Source organism: Asticcacaulis sp. (assembly GCF_047605585.1).
Lineage (GTDB): Bacteria > Pseudomonadota > Alphaproteobacteria > Caulobacterales > Caulobacteraceae > Asticcacaulis.
Genome location: NZ_JASGFK010000001.1, coordinates 321,532 through 341,750, shown reverse-complemented (window position 1 = coordinate 341,750; position 20,219 = coordinate 321,532). Strand labels below are relative to the sequence as shown.

At 61.0% G+C, this 20,219-nt stretch carries 16 protein-coding genes; 10 read left to right on the top strand and 6 right to left on the bottom strand.

Annotation, left to right across the window (positions count from 1 at the left end; translation table 11 throughout):
* Nucleotides 1–72 precede the first annotated feature (72 nt).
* Nucleotides 73–3,636, top strand: coding sequence for a YdbH domain-containing protein (locus tag QM647_RS01590; RefSeq protein ID WP_414993715.1), 3,564 nt, complete (start codon nt 73–75; stop codon nt 3,634–3,636).
* 9 nt (nt 3,637–3,645) lie between these two features.
* Here the strand turns inward: QM647_RS01590 and QM647_RS01585 are convergent, their stop codons facing one another.
* Both QM647_RS01585 and QM647_RS01580 read right to left on the bottom strand, forming a co-directional pair.
* Nucleotides 3,646–4,191: a dihydrofolate reductase family protein gene (locus QM647_RS01585; protein WP_414993714.1), complete on the bottom strand. Its 546-nt coding sequence runs from the start codon at nt 4,189–4,191 to the stop codon at nt 3,646–3,648.
* Complete coding sequence (locus QM647_RS01580) at nt 4,191–5,342, bottom strand: acyltransferase family protein (protein WP_414993713.1); 1,152 nt, start codon at nt 5,340–5,342, stop codon at nt 4,191–4,193. Before QM647_RS01580 ends, QM647_RS01585 begins: the two co-directional genes overlap by 1 nt.
* Nucleotides 5,343–5,583: 241 nt before the next feature.
* On the opposite strand from QM647_RS01580, the gene QM647_RS01575 reads away from it, so the two are divergent.
* The 5 genes from QM647_RS01575 (at nt 5,584) to QM647_RS01555 (ending at nt 9,570) form a co-directional block, all read left to right on the top strand.
* A complete protein-coding gene (locus QM647_RS01575) occupies nt 5,584–5,766 on the top strand; it encodes a YnbE family lipoprotein (protein ID WP_414993712.1) in 183 nt (60 codons plus the stop codon).
* 20 nt (nt 5,767–5,786) lie between these two features.
* On the top strand, nt 5,787–6,173 hold the full coding sequence (locus QM647_RS01570; protein WP_414993711.1) for a YdbL family protein: 387 nt from the start codon (nt 5,787–5,789) through the stop codon (nt 6,171–6,173).
* A 274-nt stretch (nt 6,174–6,447) separates the two neighbouring features.
* Entirely contained in the window at nt 6,448–7,545 is a 1,098-nt protein-coding gene (locus tag QM647_RS01565; protein WP_414993710.1) for an acyltransferase family protein, read from the top strand.
* A gap of 89 nt (nt 7,546–7,634) precedes the next feature.
* Nucleotides 7,635–8,549, top strand: a complete 915-nt coding sequence (locus tag QM647_RS01560) for a CHAP domain-containing protein (RefSeq protein WP_414993709.1) — start codon at nt 7,635–7,637, stop codon at nt 8,547–8,549.
* A gap of 55 nt (nt 8,550–8,604) precedes the next feature.
* Nucleotides 8,605–9,570, top strand: a complete 966-nt coding sequence (locus QM647_RS01555) for a magnesium transporter CorA family protein (RefSeq protein WP_414993708.1) — start codon at nt 8,605–8,607, stop codon at nt 9,568–9,570.
* A 116-nt stretch (nt 9,571–9,686) separates the two neighbouring features.
* Here QM647_RS01555 and QM647_RS01550 read toward each other — a convergent pair whose 3' ends face one another.
* Together QM647_RS01550 and QM647_RS01545 are read right to left on the bottom strand one after the other, a co-directional pair.
* On the bottom strand, nt 9,687–10,883 hold the full coding sequence (locus tag QM647_RS01550; protein WP_414993707.1) for a pentapeptide repeat-containing protein: 1,197 nt from the start codon (nt 10,881–10,883) through the stop codon (nt 9,687–9,689).
* Between the two features lie 160 nt (nt 10,884–11,043).
* Entirely contained in the window at nt 11,044–11,553 is a 510-nt protein-coding gene (locus QM647_RS01545) for a transcriptional repressor (protein ID WP_414993706.1), read from the bottom strand.
* 140 nt (nt 11,554–11,693) lie between these two features.
* On the opposite strand from QM647_RS01545, the gene QM647_RS01540 reads away from it, so the two are divergent.
* A complete protein-coding gene (locus tag QM647_RS01540) occupies nt 11,694–13,694 on the top strand; it encodes a TonB-dependent receptor (RefSeq protein ID WP_414993705.1) in 2,001 nt (666 codons plus the stop codon).
* A 145-nt stretch (nt 13,695–13,839) separates the two neighbouring features.
* Entirely contained in the window at nt 13,840–14,631 is a 792-nt protein-coding gene (locus QM647_RS01535; protein WP_414993704.1) for a SapC family protein, read from the top strand.
* Nucleotides 14,632–14,739: 108 nt separating this feature from the next.
* On the opposite strand, the gene QM647_RS01530 is transcribed toward QM647_RS01535, so the two are convergent.
* The gene (locus QM647_RS01530) at nt 14,740–15,153 is read right to left on the bottom strand and encodes an acyl dehydratase (protein WP_414993703.1); all 414 of its coding nucleotides are present in this window, start codon (nt 15,151–15,153) and stop codon (nt 14,740–14,742) included.
* 165 nt (nt 15,154–15,318) lie between these two features.
* Here QM647_RS01530 and QM647_RS01525 point away from each other — a divergent pair, with 165 nt between their 5' ends.
* Nucleotides 15,319–16,515 (top strand): helix-turn-helix domain-containing protein, encoded by a 1,197-nt coding sequence (locus QM647_RS01525; RefSeq protein ID WP_414993702.1) that lies wholly within the window; start codon nt 15,319–15,321, stop codon nt 16,513–16,515.
* Between the two features lie 118 nt (nt 16,516–16,633).
* Nucleotides 16,634–17,749, top strand: a complete 1,116-nt coding sequence (gene ispG / locus QM647_RS01520) for a flavodoxin-dependent (E)-4-hydroxy-3-methylbut-2-enyl-diphosphate synthase (protein ID WP_414993701.1) — start codon at nt 16,634–16,636, stop codon at nt 17,747–17,749.
* Nucleotides 17,750–17,932: 183 nt separating this feature from the next.
* Here ispG and QM647_RS01515 read toward each other — a convergent pair whose 3' ends face one another.
* Nucleotides 17,933–20,194, bottom strand: a complete 2,262-nt coding sequence (locus QM647_RS01515; protein ID WP_414993700.1) for a putative bifunctional diguanylate cyclase/phosphodiesterase — start codon at nt 20,192–20,194, stop codon at nt 17,933–17,935.
* Nucleotides 20,195–20,219 lie beyond the last annotated feature (25 nt).

Below are 20,219 nucleotides of genomic sequence, written 5' to 3'. Positions count from 1 at the left end.
GTATGCGTCATAATGCCGGCACAAGTCACCTCCTCCTCTGCCAGAATGGCCAGGCGTGAATAAGATCGATTGATGAGTCAGACCTCCCTGTCAGATGAAGCCCTGTGGTTTCCGGCGCATATGAGCGCGGGGGATAGCTTCTCGCGTCCGACAGGGGTCGATGGCGCGCCGCCCGAAGAGGATGGCATCGGCCTGCCGGGCCGGCGGCCTTCTGGGAAGAACGGCGGTAATGGCCCGCGTAACCTGAATTTCCGCGCTGCCGGCTGGCTATGGATCACCTTGTGCGGCGTCACCGCGCTCGGCATCGTTACCGTTGCGGCGCGCAAGGAGATCGCGGAAACGGTCGCTGAAAGCTGGCTCAAAGGGCAGGGCGTAAAGGCCGATGTGAAGATCGACACCCTATCGCTTAAGCATGCCTCCGGCAGTGTGCTGATCGGCGATGTGAAAAAGCCGGAAATGTCGATCGGGCATTTCGATGTCAGTTACGCGCTCACCCCCTTTGCCGGCAATGGCCTGCCGCTGGCGCGCATCAAGACCTTGCATGTCGAAAAGCCGGTCGTCGCCATCTCCATCCGTAACGGCAAGCTGAAGTTCGGCTCGCTCGACCGCATCGTGCAGGACGCCTTGTCGGCCAAGCCGTCGAATGCGCCGCCGCCGGAAGAGATTGTTGTCGAAGGTGCCGATATCCGCCTCGACAGCGATTACGGCCTGCTGACCGGCCATGGCGGTTTGAGCCTGCGTGATGGCCTGCTCACCGTGCTCGATCTGAAACTGCCTGCCACGCACCTGACCGGCACGCTCGGCACTGGCGACCTGCGCGAAGGCCGCGTGACGGCGCATTCGGTCAATATGGGCACGAAGGGCGACCAGTTGCAGGTGCAGGCGCATCTGGTTGGCGACAACTGGACGGTGAAGGGCGCCGGCAACCTGGTTGAGACCATCGGCGCCGAGGACCAGCGCTTCCATGCGCAGAATGTTGTGCTCGATCTCGACAGCCACCTGCCGTATCGCCATTCCAAATCGACCTATGACGCTTTCAGCGGCCCGATGGACGCCGCCATCACCCTGACCGGCGATGAGTTGGTCAGCGAAGGTACGCGCGCCGAGGCCTTTGAAACCCAGGTGCATTTTGATGGTGCGCTCAAGACCAATGACAAGGGCGTAGCCTATTCCGGCAAGGCGCAGCTCACCGCCAGCGCGGATCGCCTGCAATCGGGCGAGATGCAGGGCAAGAGCCTTTCCGTTTCCGGCCATGACCTGACGCTCAATACCGGCTTTTCCAGCGAAACCGGCCTGGCCTTCAATCTCAACGGGCCGGTGACGGGCGAGGCGGGTCATTTGCAGCAGGGTGACGTGACGGTCCAGGGCGTGCACCTGACTCTGTCCGAACTGGCCATGGCCTCCGATGCCGATGGCGCCAAGGCCACCTTTACGGGCGCGATGACTGTCGGCCATCTGGCGCAGGGGGCCGATCTGTCGCTCAACCAGACGACCCTGTCGCTGAATGGCGGCGTGCAGGCCGGCGCCGATGCCGGGCCCTGGGACGTTACCATCAAGAGCGATATCCGTTCCGAACGCGGCCACTATGGCGGTTTGAGCGCTATGGCGAAGGATCGCGTGGCGGCGCGCGCCGAGGCGGCCGCCAAGCCGCCGATCCCCGGTGCGCCGATGCCCCAGCCGCCCGATGCCATTATCACGCTCGATCAGGCCTTCCAGCGCTTTGCCCTGCGTGTGCGCGGCCTGAGCCTGAACCTGCACGGCGATGCCGATACGCCGGCCGGGATGGAGGTTCGTGTCCAGAGCGCAGAAGCCGCGCTCAATGGCGGTGGCAAGGCGACCCTGGTGCCGCACGCCTCGAAGCCGCTGGTCGCCACGGGCCAGCCCGGCGCCGTCGCCATAGCCCTGACAGGTGGTGACCTGCCGCAGGTGGCCCTGAGCCTCGATGGCCTGACGATCAACAAGGCCGGCAGCCTGTCGGGTGCGTACGATCTGGCGGCGCAGTTCGATTTCGACCCCCTGCAGGGCGCGCAGGTCAAGGGACACGGACGCTTCAATACGCTGGCGGCTGGGGGCTTCAATGTCACCCTGGCCGAGGCGGCGACCTTTACAGCGCAATCGGCGCAGGTCGGCGATAACCTGACCGGGCTTTCGGGCGAGATTGTCCAGACCGGACCGTCCTTCCTCGTCTACACGCCGCAGGGCTGGCGCGTTACCGGCGCCTATCGCAATCTCGGCCTGGCGGCGCCGAACGAGATCGTCAGGCTTGCCGGCGGGCAGGGCAGTTTCCAGGCCTACAGCCTCGGCGATGCCCTGGGGTACAAGGCGACGCTCGACAGCGCCACACTGACCGATGGGGTGCCGGCGGCTGAAACCCGCTTCAAGCCGCTGCTGATCGATGGCGCCATTGAGCAGGACCGCAAGGCGACGACCGGCCGCTTCTTCGCCGCCACGCCCTCGACAAAGGGCAAGGATGGCAAGCCGCTGCGCATCGCCGCCATCGATCTCGACAGCGATGTGGCCAGCGGCGCGGGCAGTCTGTCGTTCAAAACGCTGGACCTGAACTTCACCCCGGAAGGTCTGCAGCCGGTCTATCTCTCACCCATGGTGGCCGCGGTCTTCAGTCGCAATGTCTCCGGGCCGATGCGTTTCGAGGGCGCGTTCGACTGGACGAAGACGACCAGTTCCAGCCATGGCACGCTCGATATCGGCGTGGGCGATTTTGTCGCCGCCACCGCCACATCGCCCTATGGCATCGGGATGAGCTTCTTCGGCGCCACCGGCCAGTCGCAGGGGCTGACCGGCCAGATCGTCTTCGATTCCCTGTCGCCCCTGCATACCCCGCCGGGCCAGAAGATCCGTCTTGCTGAAACCAAGCTCGGCGTGCCGCTGACCGACATGGATCTAAGCCTGCAGATCCTGGGCGATCACATGGCCCTGGAACAGGCCAGCGTAGAAAGTCCCGGCGGTCCGGTCCGGCTGGAGCCGACCGAGATCTGGTTCGACGCCAAAAAGCCGATTACCGGTGTTCTGGCGTTTGACGGGCTCGATTTCGGCAAGGTTATCGCCGCCTCGGACCTGAACACAAGCATGAGCTTCAAGGGAAATCTGAGCGGCCATCTGCCCTTTACCTATACAGAGGGACATCTCGCCTTTGCCAACGGCACCATGAAATCCGACGCACCCGGGCAGATTTCGATCTACCGTACGGCGGTGACGGGCGTGAACACGGCCACCGGCTCGGTGACCAGCGATGCACCGCCGGCCACGGCCGCCATCGCTTCCAAGAACGCCGAGGCCGCCGCGGCCGCCGATCCGAACTTCAATCCGTTCCAGGACCTGGCCTTCCAGGCGATGGAGCATATCGCCTATGAGCAGATCGACGCGCGCCTCAATTCGACCGATGGCGGCATTCTGAACACCAGCTTCCATATCAAGGGCTATTACGATCCGCCGCAGCCGCAGAAGGCGAAGATCAGCCTGTTCGACTATATCAGCGGCAAGTGGATGCAGAAGCCGATCAAGCTGCCCTCGAAGACGCCGGTTGAGCTTTATCTCGAAATCCCGGTTAATCTCGACGAGGTCCTGAGCGATCTGGCGGCCTTCTATTCCAATACGGCGCAAAAACCGGAACAGTAACTTCGCCGTTCAGGCGGGCGCATAGACCAGGCAGACCGTCTGGTCGTCGATCCGGTCGGTGGAGCACAAACGCAGGGGCGGCCGTGCCCCATGGAAAAACGGCTTGCCCTCGCCCAGCACAAACGGCCGCAGGACGAGGTGATATTCGTCGATCAGGCCCAGCCCGGTCATCAGGCCGGCAAGCGACGGACCGGAGACGCTGATCGTGCCATCCACGCGGGTTTTCAGGGCGCGAACCTCAGCCTCAATATTTTCCGCGATAAGCGTCGCGTTTGGGCCCACCTGCGAAAGCGTGCGGGAGACGACCCATTTCGGCAGCCGACGCCAGGCGACGGCAAAGTCACGCAGGGGCGCAGTCCATTCCGGACGGTCTTCATCCCAGTACCGCATGACCTCGTACATGCGCCGGCCATAGAGGGCCGCGGCATGGCTGCGCACGGTCTGCGTCCAGTAGTCGAACAGTTCCGGACTGGGCAGCCCCATGACGAAGCTGCCGGCCAGATCGTCGACATAGCCATCGAGCGAGACATTCATGGCCAGGATCATTTTGCTCATCAGGCACTTTCCGCGCGTTTCAGAAGTTTAGCTGTCAGCCAGCGTCTGGCGGGTTCATCGAACAGCTTGAGGCAGACCCAGGCAATCGTGACGGCCGTGACGAAGACGCCGATGCCCACAAGCGCGCCTTGAGCCGCCGGGATATGCCGGTCCGACACCCAGCCGGTGTAGATGTAGATCAGCGGATAGTGCGTAATGTACAAAGGATAGGACAGGTCGCCGAAGAAGCGGGCGATCCGCACCGAAACGCCGTTCACGTCCTTTTCGCCGGCACCAATCGCCACGATCAGCGGGAACAGCAGGATGACGCAGACAGAATCGTAAATACCATTGAGCCACAGCTTTTCGGTCCCGCCGAAACGGGGCAGGGCCAGGGCTGCGATCAGCAGCAGACAGCAGACGGCGAAGCCATTGGGGACCTTGATCCGCTTTCCCAGCCGCATCAGAAGAACACCGGCGAAGAAGGGAAACAGGACGCGGGTCATGCCGATCTGGATACCTTCGGCATTGAGCGACCAGCCGCCGATCAGGTCGCCGCGCTTGCCGAAGACGGCCAGGTAAACAACGGCGATGCCAGCCAGGGCGACGAGCACGCCCAGGGCTTTGTCAGGCAGTTTCCTCACGCCAGCAGCATAGAGGATATTGGCGATATATTCATAAAACAGAGACCAGGCCGGGCCGTTCAGGGGATAGGTTTCCTGCCATCCGCGAATGTCGGCGGAGGGGGCCAGGGGGATCATGGTGAAACCGATCAGCATGACCGCGATGACCTGCCAGGTCGTGGCCGCGTCGACCCTGGGATAGATCGAGTAGTGCTGGAAGGCGAAAAGCCCCGCGCCGATCAGGCTGCCGATAATGATCATCGGCTGCAGCCGCACCAGGCGCCGTTTGTAGAACGCCCACTGGCTCATGCCGGCGGACCAGCGGTCATCATAGGCATAGGCAACCACGAAGCCGGACAGCAGGAAGAAGAAATCGACCGCGAGATAGCCATGGTTGATGATCTGGTTCTGCGGACTGCCACCGGCATAGGCCTCGAAGAGGTGGAAAACCACGACCACAAGCGATGCGACACCGCGCAGGCCATCGAGAATGACGTAGTGGCTTTTGGCCGGCGCAATTGCGGATGGGCTTGCGGGAGATGAGTTCATGGTGTTTCCGTCAGCTGTATTTTCTTTGAAGGCGCGCCGCAAAGCGGCCGGGTGACTATCACAGGCGTTTGATCTGGCTGTCAAATTCGAAACCGCTTTTGCGGAAATGCCCTTGGCCCGATGTCTTGCGGCTGCAATGAAAGGCCGGTCAAAATTATCCGTTCCGTTCAGCCACGGTTCAGCCTATATCTGTCTATATTGTTTCACCGTATTTACGGCTCGGAATTAAGGGAGTCCTTTTATGAAGAAAGCGATTGCGGCGGCAGCGTTAGGGATGGGCGGTATCCTGCTCATGGCCTGCACGCCCTCGGTCAATGTCAATGTCAACCTGGCGCCCATCTATGCCAAGCTGGATGTCAATGTGAAGGTTCAGCTGGATCAGGACGTGAAAGCCCTGATTCAAGAGAATCCTGATCTGTTCTAGGTGAGAAAGTGAGAACCCTTATGAAAAAGACCTCTCTGTTGAAAGCCGCCGCTGCGGCGCTCGCCCTGGCCACCTCGGCGGTTGCCGTCAGCGCCGTCATGACCCAGCCTGCCGTCGCCGATGTCGCCGGCTCCAAGGCGCTGGTCGATGCCGCCAAGGCCAAGGGCACGGTCGGTGAGCGCAACAATGGCTATCTCGGCTTTGTGTCGGGCGCCGGCGACGCCGCCACCAAGGCTGCCGTCGATGAAATCAATGCCGGCCGCAGCAGCGTCTATGGTCAGGCCGCCGCGAAGAATGGCGTTTCGCCAGAAGCCGCCGGTATCTCGGCCTTCGCCAATGTCATCCAGCCGAAGCTCAAGGCCGGTGAATATTATCAGGACGCCAGTGGCAACTGGGTCAAGAAGTAGGCCTGCATACCCAATGAAATGGAAAGCCCTCCGGAGTGTTCCGGAGGGCTTTTTTCATGCGTACCATTTACCCATTCCGGGCGCTTGTGCCCGGCAAGCGCAAAGCGCGCCCGAGCCGTTGCGAGGTAGCCCTCGCGGCGCATGAGCGATTAACTGAATATCCAATTTTCTCCGGCACACTTCGTGCAAGGCTACGTCCGATCGCCAATCCAGGCGTTATTTTTAAGGACAACGCTGTTCCTTTCGGGGAAGGGACCGCGGAAAGGCCGGAGTGATGAACGAGCATCTGAAACCCCTGACGTCTTTGCGTTTTTTCGCTGCCTTCTGGGTGGTGATGTATACCTATATTCACGAACTGAGCGGCAATATCAGCCTCGGCGTGATCGATAAGGGCTATCTCGGCGTCGACCTGTTCTTCGTGCTGTCCGGCTTCATTCTCTCCTACGTCTATCTGAACGGCTTCGGCGGCGGGCGTTTCAAATACGGCCAGTTCGTCATCCATCGCCTGGCGCGCGTCTATCCGCTGCATATCGCCACCCTGCTGTTCACCCTGCTGCTGATCGGTGCCGCCGCTCTCAAGGGTGTGCATCTCGATGACAATGCCTCGAACTGGGCGGCCCTGCCGGCGCATCTGACCCTGACCCAGGCCTGGGGCCTGGCGCCGACCGCCTCGTTCAACCATCCTTCCTGGTCTATCTCGGCCGAGTGGTTCGCCTATCTCAGCTTCCCGGCCGTGGCCTGGCTGGCCTGGCGCCTGCGTGAGCGTCCGGTGGTCGCCGTCACGCTGGCCATCTGTTTCCTGATCGCCGTCAATCTGGTCTTCTCAGCCGTGGCCGGTTTCAACCTGACCCGCGCCACCTTCCAGTGGGGCGCCCTGCGGATCGTGCCGAGCTTCCTCTACGGCGCGGCGCTTTATCTCGCCTGGCGCGCCGGTGCGGTGGCCAAGCCGGGCGTGGCGCTGATCGGCACCGGCATCGCCCTGTTAACCGTGATCTATGCCGCCAGCTTCGCCCAATCCGACATTTTGATCGTGGTGGCGCTGGGCCTGCTGGTGCTGTCGATCTCCGGTCTGGGGCAGGACGGCAGGGGCTTGATGTCTGGCAAGACTCTGGTCTATCTTGGCGAAATCTCCTTTGCCACCTACATGATCTATGTGCCGTGGAAGTGGATTTACCTGAAGGCCGTCAATGGCTTGCTGGGCACCGATCACGCGCCGCTGCCTTTCATCTGGTGGTTTGCCGGCCTGCTGGCCCTGGTGCCGCTGTCCATGCTGGCGCACCATCTGGTCGAGCGCCCGTTTCGCAAAGTGGTGCGTCATTACGGGGAACGGCTTCACGGCGCGATCACGCATTCGTGGGTTAATCAAGGTTAATTTTTACGCGAAATCGGCGAATTGGTATTTGAAAATTAATTTTTCTGTTGTACCAAAGTCACGGGACTAACAGTTGATGAGTCAGTTGCGTGAAAAAAACCGTGTCGGCAGTTGCCTTTGCCCTTCTTGCCTTTTGCGCCGCCGGCTCCGTTGAAGCCAAGGCCAAAACCCATAAAGCCAGCAAGTCAGCCGCTGTCAAGGTAGCCGCTCAGAAGACTCCTGCCGGTTCCGCCTACCTGCAATGTGTCACCTTCGCGCGCCAGTTCACCGGCATGCAAATTTTTGGCGATGCCTGGACCTGGTGGGAAAAGGCGACCGGCCGTTATGACGAAGGCTCGTCCCCGAAGCCGGGCGCCGTTCTGGTCTTCAAGTCCCAGGGCCGCATGAAGCTCGGCCATGTCGCCGTTGTTTCCCAGATCATCACCGACCGCTATATTCAGGTCACCCATGCCAACTGGTCGCCGATCAATGGCCGCCGTGGCCAGGTGGAAGACAATGTCAACGTGATGGATGTGTCGGAAGCCGGTGACTGGTCGAAGGTCAAGGTGTGGTACGGTCCGACCAACGATCTCGGCACCACGGTCTATACGACCTATGGCTTCATCTATCAGGATCCGAACAATATCCATATGGGCGAGAAGGTCACTACCGTCGCCCAGCCGGAAGCCGTCCCCACGACCGCCCGCCCGTACCAGCAGATCGCTGCCGCCAATACGGATGACATGCCGGCCGACCTGAAGGCCGCGCTCAGCCCTTCGAACAGCAAGACAACCGCCCGTCCGGTGACTGTCGCCGCCCATGTCAGCGGCAAGCCCGCCGCTCAGCTGGTGGCGCAGATCGATTCGGATAATGCGGCTGCCGGCCATGCCTCGGCGAAGACGGACATCAAGCCCGAGCCCCTAAAGCCTGAAACAAAGTCGGCCAAGGCGAAATCCAAGACGCAGACGCCCAAGGCCACGGCATCCAAGGCGAAGACGACGCGCAAGCACACCAGCAAGAAGTAGGCTTTACGGCTAATCCCCGAAACGGTAAACAGCGCGTACATACAGAGGTATTCGCGTGCTGACACTCCATTCGCAGGGATTTCACCTTGAGGCCGAAGCCGGCGATTTCGATCCGCATACGACCTGGATCGATCTCTATAATCCGACCCGCGATGAAGAACTGAAGCTGGAAGCCCAGCTCGGCGTCCTGTTGCCGACGCGCGAGGATATGGCGGAGATCGAGACCTCCAGCCGGCTCTATATCGAGGATGGCGCCGCCTTCATGACCGCGCAGGTCGCCTTCTTCGGCGGGTTGTCACAGCTGCAATCGGGTCCGGTTACCTTTGTGCTGACCGGCGGGCGTCTGGTCACCATCCGCTATATCGATCCGGCCTCGTTCAAGATCTTCGGCGATCAGCTGGAAAAGCAGCCAGGGCATTGTGTCGATGGTCCCATTACCTTCCTGAACCTGATCGATATCATCATCGACCGCACGGCCGACCTGATCGAAAAGACCAGTCACAGCATAGACGAGCTGTCGAAAGAGGTCTTCAATCCCCGCCGCCGCACCCAACTGGAGACCGTCCTGCTGCGCCTGGGCGCGGCGCAGAACGATATCGCCAAGATCCGCGATTCCCTGGTGTCGCTGGCGCGCCTGACCGGTTTCGCCGCCGGTCTGGAGCGTCAGGTGGTCGGTTTCCGCAAGACGACGGAGCTGAAGGAGTTCCACGACCGCCTGCGCACCATGAGCCAGGACGTGGCCAGCCTGAACGATCATTCAAGCCACGTCACCGCCCATATCGCCTTCCTGCTCGATGCGGCCCTGGGGCTGATCAATGTCGAGCAGAACAATATCGTCAAACTGATCTCGATCGTTTCGGCCATCTTCCTGCCGCTGACCCTGATTGCCAGCATTTACGGCATGAATTTCGACCACATGCCCTTCCTGCACCAGCCCTTTGCCTTCGAGGCCGTCTGCACGCTGATGATCGCCATCATCATTGCCATGCTGGCCTATTTCAAGGCGCGGCGGTGGTTTTAAGGTAACGGGCCAGGAAACTCCAAATTTCTTCATGAAATTTGGCAAGCGCAAGGCGCGCCCGAGCCGTTGCGAGGTATCTCTTACATAAAAAGCTGAAAGAGCCTGAACGCTTCGCGTCAGGCGCGTTCAGCCAGCATGTAGTTGCAGCCCTTGTCGCTGATGTGTTCGGTCACCGCTTCCAGCATCCGGGCGCGGGTCATGTCGGCATTGGTCAGGTTGGCGTGGCTGAGCGTGGCGCGCGACAGGTCGCTGCGCATCAGACGGCCGCCACCCAGATCGAGCGGGCCGAGCTTGGCGCCCGTAAGGTTTGCGTGGCTCAGTTTCGCCCCGATCAGGCGGGCCCCACGCAGATCGGCGCCGGAGAGATTGCAGCGGCGCAGGTCGGCATCGACCAGATTGGCGCCCTGAAGCTCTATCCCGCTCATGTCGAGACCGTAGAAGACCGAGCCCTGCGCCTCCAGCATGGTCAGTATGCGGCGGCGCATCTCACCGGCCAGGCGGAAATCAACCCCGGAAAGGGCGTGGCGGCTGCCCTTGGCGCCGTTGGTCTTCGCCCAGTCTTCGTGCTGGCCGATGAACAGGCTCAAGGGCCGGTCATCGATAAAGACCTCCTTCGGCGCGTCCAGTGTGCCAGTGGTGTCGGCTTCGCGCAGATTGCAGCCCGAAAGCGCGGTATCGACCATCACTGCCCCGCTCAGATCGGCGCCGGCGACATCGGCCCCCACCATGTCTGCGCCGCTCAGATTGGCGCCCTTCAGATTGGCCTTGCGCAGCTTGGCCTGTGACATGACCGCGCCCGTCAGGTTGGCGTCGCTGAAATCGGCCGAAACGGCCTGCATGCCGTTCATGCGCGCACCGGACAGATCGGCCCCGCTGAAAATGGCGTGATCCAGTTCGCCGGGCCGCTTTTCATGCTTCATCAGGCGCAGGCCCTGCTTCTCGTCCTTGAAGGCGATCTGGCCTTCGCGCAGATCGGCGCCGATCAATGAGGCGGCCGTCAGGTTGGCCCCGCGCAGGCAGGCGCCGCGCATATCGGCGCGATCGAGGCGGGCGAAGCGCAGATCGGCATTACGCAGGTCGCAGCCGTAGAGATTGGCACGGGTGAGGTTGATGTCACGCAAGGAAGCGCCGTAAAGGCGCGCCCCCGTCATGTTGGCGTCGCTCAGGTCGATCCCTTCCAGCTTCATGTCGGTCAGGTCGATATAGGAGAGATTGGCGATGCGTCCGCCGGGCTTGCGCAGTTTGTAGAGCGTGTGAGCGTCCAGAATATTGCGAAGCGAGCCCTGGTCGAGCATTTGCAGCGTAGTGGACATCGTGCCCCTGGGGAAGATCACCCTATGGGCGATATTTTGATCTCTGATTATCTGGAATAGTCTCTTGGCGCGAGTCGTGGCAAGTGCATTTTATCAGATAATTGCCAAAAGAAACGCACCAGGTCAATTTGCCATTGTCGTGTCGCAATCTGCAACAGGCTTACTCGTCCGTCGCGCCTTCCGTCTGGCAGGCGCGACAAAGGCCGTGGGCTTCCAGGGTGACATGATTGACCTTAAAGCCGGTCTTTGCCGTGCTGGCCTCGATTTCCGGCAGGTTGGGGATGGCGATTTCCTCGCTCTTGCCGCAGCAGTCGCACAGGAGAAAGCCGGCCGTATGCCCGGAACCAAAGTGCTGGTCGTGCGTATCGCAGGCTACGAAGGCGTTCAGGCTCTCGATGCGGTGGATCAGGCCCATCTGTTCCAGGAAGGAAAGGGCGCGGTAAACCGTGGGCGGCTTGGCGGCGCCTTCCGGATGGAAGCGGTCGATGACGTCATAGGCCTTAATGGGGCCATTGGCTTCCAGGATGAGCTCATAGGTGCGCAAACGTGAAGAGGTCATGCGCTCGCCGGAATCGGCGCACAGGGTTTGCGCCGCCTCAAGCCGGGCCGCGCGGGCGTCGGGCTTCAGGTCGTGGGCATGATCATGGGTGTGTTCGCACGTGTGGCTCATGTCCTCCAAGGTAAGAGGACTCGGCGCCTTTCGCAAGTCGCACGCGTGTGGTCAAAAAGTGTAATAATGTAACATTGTGGCTTGACGTGCGTTATAATATTACATAACAAATGCGGCAGTGCAATATCTGAGGTGTTTTCATGCCGTATTTCAAGTTCTCCCTCCTGGCTGGCCTGTCCTTTTCCGCTCTTCTGGCCGGCGTGGCCCATGCCGGCGATCCGGCACCCACAACCGAGGAAGCGCCTAAGGAAATTGTCATCACCGGCTCTGGCTACCGCATTCCCAAGGACGCCCTGATGTCACACGTCGATGTGCTGACGCGCGACCAGATCGACAAGAAGCCCGCCGCCGGACTGGGCGACATGCTGGCCTACATGCCGGGCATTCGTTCCTCCAGCTTCGCGCCGGGCGCCAGCCGTCCGATGATCCGCGGGCTTGATGGTTTCCGTGTGCTGGTGCTCAATAACGGCATGGGCGTGGTCGATGTGTCGGCCCTGTCGCCGGATCATGCCGTGCCCTCTTCGCCCACCGAGGCGAAGCGCATCGAGGTGCTGCGCGGGCCTTCCGCGCTCGCTTATGGCGGCAATGCCATAGGCGGTATCGTCAATGTGATCGATGACCGAATTCCTTCGGTGGCCCCGGAAAAGGGCTATGAAGGCACAGCCACGCTCCAGGCCTCTTCGGTCGATCAGGGGCTGCAGGGCGCCTTCGATATCAAGGCCGGCAAGGGGCCGTGGATCTTCACCTTCGACGCCTTCCGGCACAAGACCTCGGATTACAGCATTCCCGTACCGGCCGAGACCCTGGCCTATACGGAGGCGAATGATCTGCCGGCCGATACCAGCGACAAGCAGCACAATTCTTTCCAGGACATGAAGAACCTCGGCGCTGGCGTCAGCTATGTCGGTGATTTCGGCTATGTCGGTCTGAGCTACAAGACGACGGACTATCTCTATGGCACAGCCATCGATTCCGACGTTTCCATAGACCTGCATCAGACGCGCTGGGATGCGCGGGGGGCGTTCAATGTGAACTGGGCCGGCTTCAACCGACTCGATGCCTCGGCCGGCTATTCCGACTATAACCATGCCGAGATCGAGGACGGAGAACTGGGGACGCAGTTCCTCTCCAAGGGCAGCGAGTTCCGCACGGCCCTGATCCGTGACGGCCAGGGCAAGTGGAGCGGTACGGTAGGGCTTTCCGGCCTGCAGCGCGATTTCCAGGCCATCGGCGACGAGGCCTTCGTGCCCTCGACCACCACCAAGCAGGTGGGGGCGTTCGCGCAGTATCGCTATGACGATGGCCCATGGGGCCTGGAAGGCGGGGCGCGGGTCGATGACACCAAGTTGACCTCGGCGGCCACCTCTTACGACAAGGATTTCAACACCCTGTCGGCCTCGTTCGGCGGCTTCTACCGGCCGTCCGACCACAGCTTTGTCGGCCTGAGCCTGACCCGTTCCGAGCGCGCGCCCTCGGATGTCGAGTTGCTGGCCGATGGCCCGCACGATGGCACGGGCCAGTATATCATCGGTGACCCTAATTTCCGCACCGAGGTCGGCTATTCGCTGGAGCTGACCGGTCACGTGGTGGTCGATCACGACAATCGCTTCGCCATTGATGCCCACGTCTATACCAGCCATTTCGATAACTTCATCGACCTGCGCCCGACCGGAGCCGTGGCAGACGACCTGCCGGTCTTCCAGTATGTTCAGACCGATGCCGATCTCTACGGTGTGGAACTGGAGGCCAGTACGAAACTGTTCACGCTCGGCTCTCAGGCCATCGCCCTGGATGTGTCTTATGATTATGTCCACGGACAAAGCGCCATCGGGCCGATCATTCGTATTCCGCCCCAGGCTCTGACCCTGAAGCTGGAAAGCAAGGGCGGCAAGTGGGATTCCTATTTCGAGGTGCGCGGCGTCGATGCCCGCAAGGACGACCTGGCAGCCTACGAGACCGCGACTGATGGCTATGTCACGGCCAATATCTACACGTCATACAAGATCCGCACTGATACCTCGCTGTTCGCTGAAGTGCGTAATATCGGCGATGTCGAGATGCGCGAAGCGACGAGCAGCACCAAGGACGCGGTGGTCGATCCCGGCCGCAATCTGCGCGTCGGGGTGGTGTATAACTTCTAATCCTGCGCCAGAACGAGACAGACACCCGCCGGAAGCCGAAAAACCGGCGGGTCTTTCCCCCAAACCGTAACGGTGCTTGCCGGACGCCGAGGCATGCGTTAGAAGCGAAACTCCTTTTTCTCTAACAACCTTCTTTAAAGCGACCATGGCACAAGAACAAACCAACGATGCGACGCTCTCCGGAAACGTCCTTTTCTACAAAAATCCTGAGCCGCTGAGCCCCGAAGCCCACGCGGGCATGGGTATCAAGTCGATTCCGGCACCGCACGCCTTTGTTGCCGAAACCAATGTCGTGCCGCTGACCGTGGCTGAATTCCCGGCTGCCTCCCTGAGTTTCCCGATCGTCTTCATTGGCGAAAACTACATGCCGGTGGCCGCCATGGGCCTTTCCGCCGGCCAGAACGTCTTCGTGTCGCCGGAAGGCACCTTTAAGTCCGACAGCTACCTGCCGGCCTTCGCCCGCCGCTATCCCTTCGTCTTCGCCAATGACGAAAGCCAGGAGCGCATGATCCTGTGCGTCGACACCGGCGCCGCCATGGTGGCCAAGACCAATCCGGACGTGCCCTTCTTCGAAGGTGGCAAGGCCACGGCCTATGTCGATAACGCCATGCAGTTCTGCTCGGACTTCGAGAACGAGCGCCGTCGCACCGAATCCTTCGTCGGCCTGCTGCGCGAGCTGAACCTGCTGTCGCCGCGCGAGACCCTTTATCGTCCGCAAAATCCGGACGGTACGGCGGGCGAAGCCCAGAAGATTGCCGAATATTTCGCTGTCGATGAAAAGAAGCTGGCTGAACTGTCCGGCGAGAAGCTCGTCGAACTGCGCGACAACGGCGCCCTGACGCATATCTATGCGCACCTGAACTCGCTGCTGGCCTGGGATAAGCTGATCGCCATGACGATCGAGCGCAATGCCGCTCAGGCTGCCAACGCCAACTAAGCTTCGCAGTTTTGTGAAATGAAAAAGCTCCGGATGAAAGTCCGGAGCTTTTTTGTTTTCAGTGTTTTGGTTTCGCCGGACTTCGTTTCCGTGGTTAAGCCTTAAAGCCTATTCCGCGGGCGCTTTCGGCAGGCGCTGGAAAACCGAGCGGGTCAGGCAGGAAAAGACCAGGCGGCCGGCTTCATCCAGCACGTCATTCTGGGCAATGACCACGCCCTTGGTGTCGCCCACGGCATCCTTGCCCATGACGGTCAGGCGGCCGCGCAGCAACTCGCCCGGCGGCGGATTGCGCGACCAGCGCAGGGCGTCGACGGCCAGGCGCTTGGTCTGTGGCCATTGCGCCGAGGCTTCCGTTTCCAGCTTGGACCACAGGGCGAAGATCAGGGCGTCGGGTACGCCATCCTTGGTGTCCCAGCTTGGTGCGTAGGACTTGCAGAAGGCTTCCAGCTCCGCTTCGGAAATCACGCCGGCGCCGATGGAAACGCTCTGGCCGATATAGAGATCGTCGAAGGCAGCGGGCATGGCGGTATCATCCGTATGAAGCCTGGGAATGCCGTTTCATAGACTGACTTGGCGTTGATATCAAACACCAAAAATTGCGTTATCGAAGCGCGAATAGAGGCCATGTCCGTGTTGATTATTATCACCGCCTATGGTTTCTTCCCTGCTCTCCATCGCAGGATAGTTATGAGTACGACCGAGCCTAACATCATCGAGGATGAACCTTATCAGGGTATTTATCGCGGTGAGGCGAATTCCGCCTTCAAGGGCACGACCGATGGCCGTTTGCCGGATCGCTTCGATCTGGCCGAAATCCTGAAAACGACGCGCGAATCCCAGGGGCTTTCACTCAACGAGGTGTCGGAGCTGACCCGCGTGCGCCGCGCCTATCTCGAAGCCTTCGAGCAGGCGGCCTACGATATCCTGCCGCCGCGCGCCTTCGCCATCGGCTATGTCAAGGCCTATGCCAAGGCGCTGGGGCTCGATGAGGAAACCCTGGCGGATATGTATAAGCGCGAGGTTTCTCCGGCCTCGACCAAGCTGCATGCGCCCTCGGGGGCTTCACTGGAAGAGGTCAGGCCGACCTATCGCAACTATATCATCGCCGCCGTGGTCTTGGTGTCGGCGGTTGTGATCTGGAACGTGGTGCAGCGTCAGCCCAGCCTGCATCTGGGCGATCATAACCATGAGGCCGAGTTTGGCAGCAGCAAGTGGGCAGCGGGCATGCCGAATATGCTGAACGGCGCGATCTTCGTATCGCAGCCCCAGCCGGCGCCGCGCGACCAGGATGTGCCAGTCCCCTATGTCACGCCCGGTCTGGAAGCGGGCTTTGCCTCTATAGATGCCGCGAAGAATTCCACCTCGGCCGCACCTGTGCCGGTAGAGGATATGCGCATGCGCAAAGCCTTCAATCCGCGCGGCGCCATTTATGGTGCGGCGCCGGAAAATTCCTCGGTTACGCTGCAGGCTACCAAGACGGTCAATCTGGTGGTGCGAGATCCGGCCACGGGTGCCGTCTATTTCGCCCACTCGATCGGTGCGGGTGAATCTTATCGCCTGCCGGCAAATGACCAGCAAAACCTGTTGGTCGATATCTCCGACATCTCGGCCTTCGAAATCTACTATAATGGCGAATATGCCGGCACGCTGGACGGCACGCTGACCCCCGTTGGGAGGCTGAATGCCCGTGCGGCCCAGCTTTCAGCAGCACTCGACCAGAAGCAGGCTCAGGCGGCGGGGCAGGCTGTAGTGCCACGAGCGACTCCGGCCGCACCGATTGCCGCGCCGGCCGCGGACAAGCCAAACGGCCCGATACCCTACCTGCCCAGCCAGCGGCCGGCAGCGGTGCCAGCGGAAAATGCGGTGGCCTCTTCGGCCCAGTAATTTCGACTCAGTAATATGGCCAGTAACCCAGCCAGTAATATTATTTGAAAATGCGGTTGTGACTTGGGGCGTCCCTCCTGATATAAGAAGGCGTTCTCGGTATAATTCAGAGTTATTTATGGATACCCACCAGCCTCACGATCATACGCATGTCCGTCCCTGGCGGATGATCCAGCGCCGGCCGAGCCGCAAGATCATGGTGGGCAAGGTGGCTGTCGGCGGCGATGCCCCGATCAGCGTCCAGTCGATGACCAATACCCTGACCTCCGATCCGCAAGCCACCCTGCGCCAGATCGCGGCGATGGAAGAGGCGGGCGCCGATATCGTGCGGGTATCCTGTCCGGATGTGGATTCAACCGCGGCGCTGAAGACGATTGTCGACAATGCCAATGTACCGATCGTCGCCGACATCCATTTCCACTACAAGCGCGCCATTGAGGCCGCTAAGGCCGGCGCCGCCTGCCTGCGCATTAATCCCGGCAATATCGGTTCGCCCGACCGGGTGAAGGAAGTCATCCAGGCTGCCAAGGATTACGGCTGCTCCATGCGTATCGGCGTCAATGCCGGTTCGCTGGAAAAGGACCTGATGGAAAAGTACGGCGAGCCATGTCCGGAAGCCATGGTCGAGAGCGCGCTGTTCCACGCCAATATCCTGCGTGACCACGATTTCCACGAGTTCAAGATTTCGGTGAAGGCGTCGGACGTCTTCCTGACCGTCGCGGCCTACAATGCCCTGGCCGATGCCATCGATTGTCCGCTGCATATCGGCGTGACCGAGGCAGGTCCCCTGCGTACCGGCACCATTAAGTCGGCCATCGGCCTCGGCAATCTGCTGTGGGCCGGGATCGGCGATACCCTGCGGGTTTCGCTGGCCGCCGATCCGGTGGAAGAAATCAAGGTCGGTTTCGACCTGCTGAAATCGCTTGGCCTGCGCCATCGTGGTGTCAATATTATCGCCTGCCCGTCCTGCGCACGCCAGGGCTTCAATGTCATCGATACGGTGGCCAAGCTGGAGGAGCGGCTGGCTCATATCGCCAAGCCGATGTCGCTGTCGATCATCGGCTGTGTGGTCAACGGGCCCGGCGAGGCGCTCTATACCGATATCGGTTTCACCGGTGGTGGGGCCGGGGCCGGCATGGTCTATATGGGCGGTAAGCCCGACCATAAACTGTCCAACGACCAGATGATCGATCATATTGTCGGTCTGGTCGAGGCCCACGCCGAGAAGCTGTAAACGCAAGCCCGGCGAACCCAGACTTCCAAATGTCGCAGACATTTGGCAAGGGCGACGGCCCGCCCGAGCCGTTGCGAGGAGCCTCGCGGCGTCTGAGCGCACTCAAAAATATCGTAGACACTTGGCAAGGCCGACCGGCCGTCGCGCATGTTTGCGCGTAAGCCATGCGGCGCTTGAGCTCTATTAAGACATTCTCGGCGTCATCTTGATCGGCTTTTCGGCCGGCTTGTTGATGGGCTTGGGTGCGGTGAATTCCAGGCCGTCATTGATGGTCAGGCGGCGTTCGTTCTGCATCATCTCGTCGATGCTGTTCGACGGCACCGGCTTGGAGAACAGGTAGCCCTGGATGATGTTACAGCCCGTCTGGCGCAGAATATTCTTCTGAGCGCGCGTTTCCACGCCTTCGGCGACGATGTTCAGGTTCAGCGCCTTGGAAAGCTTGACGATGGCGCGGATGACCGCTTCGGCTTCCGGGTCGACGCCCAGGTTCGAGACGAACGAGCGATCGATCTTAATCTTGTCCACCGGATAGCGGCTCAGGTAGCCCAGCGACGAATAGCCGGTGCCGAAATCGTCGAGCGCGATAGTGAAGCCCATGTGGCGCAGGTCACGCAGCACCATCTGGGTGGCGCTGTCGTCGTTCAGCAGCACGCCTTCGGTGATTTCGATCTCGATCTGCTCGGCCGATGTTTTCGTTTCCGCCAGCAGCGCCTTGATCGTGGTCATGAAGCTCGGGCTGCGCATCTGGGTGGCCGACACGTTGACGGCAACCTTCAGGCCCGGCCAGCGGTGGGAATCGTCCATGGCGCGGCGCATGATCAGCGTGCCCAGCTCGTTCATCAGGCCGCATTCCTCGGCCAGCGGGATGAAGTAGGCCGGCGAGACCGGACCGCGCGTCGGGTGCGTCCAGCGGCACAGGGCCTCGACGCCGATGATATGGCCGAAGTGATCGACCTGAGGCTGGTAGACGACATCGATGTCGCCGACATGGATGGCTTCGCGCAGGCCGGTTTCCAGGGTCTTGCGCAGCTTGATGGTAGCGTCCATCTCCACCTCGAAGAAGGCATACTGGCCGCGGCCTTCGTCCTTGGCGCGGTAGAGCGCGAGGTCGGCCTGGCGCAGAGCCTCGGCAGGTTCGATATCGCCGTCGCCGATCAGGGTGACACCGATCGAGCAGGACGAGAACACCTGGCCGGATTCAAGGTTGACCGTGCCTGTCAGGCCTTCGAGCACACGCTTGGCCAGCGAAGCGGCTGAGGAGCCATCGGTATCGGTCTGGATGATGACGAATTCATCGCCACCGAGACGGGCCAGGGTATCGCCCGAACGGATCATGCTGCTGATCTTGCTGCCATTGTGGCGGATCAGTTCGTCGCCGGCCAGGTGACCCAGGGTGTCGTTGACGTCCTTGAAGCGGTCGAGGCCGATGCACATGACGGCGACATGGCCGCCCTGGCGTTTCAGGCGCTCGCAGGCCTGGACCAGGCGGTCGGCGAACAGAGTGCGATTGGGCAGGCCGGTCAGGTTGTCGTGCAAGGCCATGTGCTTGGCCTTGGCTTCGGAGGCGATCAGGCCTTGCGCGGCGCGCTGGCTCTGATGCAGCAGGACGAGGGCGATCAGGCCGAGGCCGAGCGAGATCATCAGGACCGGGCCGAGTGCGCGGATGAACAGGGTATGACCGGGGGTGTCCGGCATCCAGGTCAGCTGGACCAGAACATTGCCGTTATCGTCGCGGAAGGCGACGGTAGCCGCGCCTTTCGGTGCGACCTGACCGGGATTGAGCACGGTGATACTGGAGACCATGTAGCGTTGGGACAGGGCCATCAACTCTTCGTTTGACAGCTCGTGCGTGCCGATGGCGACATAGGGCGTATATTTGAGCAGCGGTGAATCCTGCTTGTCGGACAGCAGCAGGCTGGCGCCGACTATATAGATATGGCCCTTGATGGCCATCAGGCGGCCGGCGTGGTTGCTGCCGGTGGTATGCGGCAGACCCTTGGCGCGGCGGTCATTATAGGTGTTGCGCAGGCCATCCACCATGCCGCGCGTCTGGACCGCGACATTGGTCAGGGTTTCCGGCGGCACTTCCTTGCCCTTTTGGTAGGCAAAGACGACCTCACCCTTGTCATTCAGCAGGATATTGGATTCGAAATTGAGGAAATTCTGGAAATAATCGCCGATATTACCCTTTACCCAGGTGTCATCGTACTTCACGGCGGTGCTCTCGACCGCCTTGTCCCAGATCGTAATGGGGGTCATCAGCTGCGAATGGTCATCCGCCATCTGGTCAAGCCCCAGCATGACGAGCTTTTCCTCGCGATTGCGCGACATCTTATCCGCCTGCTCGGCCCATACCCACAGGCTGCCCACCAGGGCGCATACGGCTACGGCCACGATCAGGGCCATGGGGGCCAGCAGTTTTAATTCGCTCGAATTACGGGTCACCTGGTCCTCATTCTGAGGTGAGTTC

What these genes read in the sequence shown, in the direction of transcription:
- QM647_RS01590 (WP_414993715.1), top strand. Translation starts at nt 73, where the DNA reads ATGAGTCAGACCTCCCTGTCAGATGAAGCCCTGTGGTTTCCGGCGCAT.
- QM647_RS01585 (WP_414993714.1), bottom strand. Translation starts at nt 4,191, where the DNA reads ATGAGCAAAATGATCCTGGCCATGAATGTCTCGCTCGATGGCTATGTC.
- QM647_RS01580 (WP_414993713.1), bottom strand. Translation starts at nt 5,342, where the DNA reads ATGAACTCATCTCCCGCAAGCCCATCCGCAATTGCGCCGGCCAAAAGC.
- QM647_RS01575 (WP_414993712.1), top strand. Translation starts at nt 5,584, where the DNA reads ATGAAGAAAGCGATTGCGGCGGCAGCGTTAGGGATGGGCGGTATCCTG.
- QM647_RS01570 (WP_414993711.1), top strand. Translation starts at nt 5,787, where the DNA reads ATGAAAAAGACCTCTCTGTTGAAAGCCGCCGCTGCGGCGCTCGCCCTG.
- QM647_RS01565 (WP_414993710.1), top strand. Translation starts at nt 6,448, where the DNA reads ATGAACGAGCATCTGAAACCCCTGACGTCTTTGCGTTTTTTCGCTGCC.
- QM647_RS01550 (WP_414993707.1), bottom strand. Translation starts at nt 10,883, where the DNA reads ATGTCCACTACGCTGCAAATGCTCGACCAGGGCTCGCTTCGCAATATT.
- QM647_RS01545 (WP_414993706.1), bottom strand. Translation starts at nt 11,553, where the DNA reads ATGAGCCACACGTGCGAACACACCCATGATCATGCCCACGACCTGAAG.
- QM647_RS01540 (WP_414993705.1), top strand. Translation starts at nt 11,694, where the DNA reads ATGCCGTATTTCAAGTTCTCCCTCCTGGCTGGCCTGTCCTTTTCCGCT.
- QM647_RS01535 (WP_414993704.1), top strand. Translation starts at nt 13,840, where the DNA reads ATGGCACAAGAACAAACCAACGATGCGACGCTCTCCGGAAACGTCCTT.
- QM647_RS01530 (WP_414993703.1), bottom strand. Translation starts at nt 15,153, where the DNA reads ATGCCCGCTGCCTTCGACGATCTCTATATCGGCCAGAGCGTTTCCATC.
- QM647_RS01525 (WP_414993702.1), top strand. Translation starts at nt 15,319, where the DNA reads ATGAGTACGACCGAGCCTAACATCATCGAGGATGAACCTTATCAGGGT.
- ispG (WP_414993701.1), top strand. Translation starts at nt 16,634, where the DNA reads ATGGATACCCACCAGCCTCACGATCATACGCATGTCCGTCCCTGGCGG.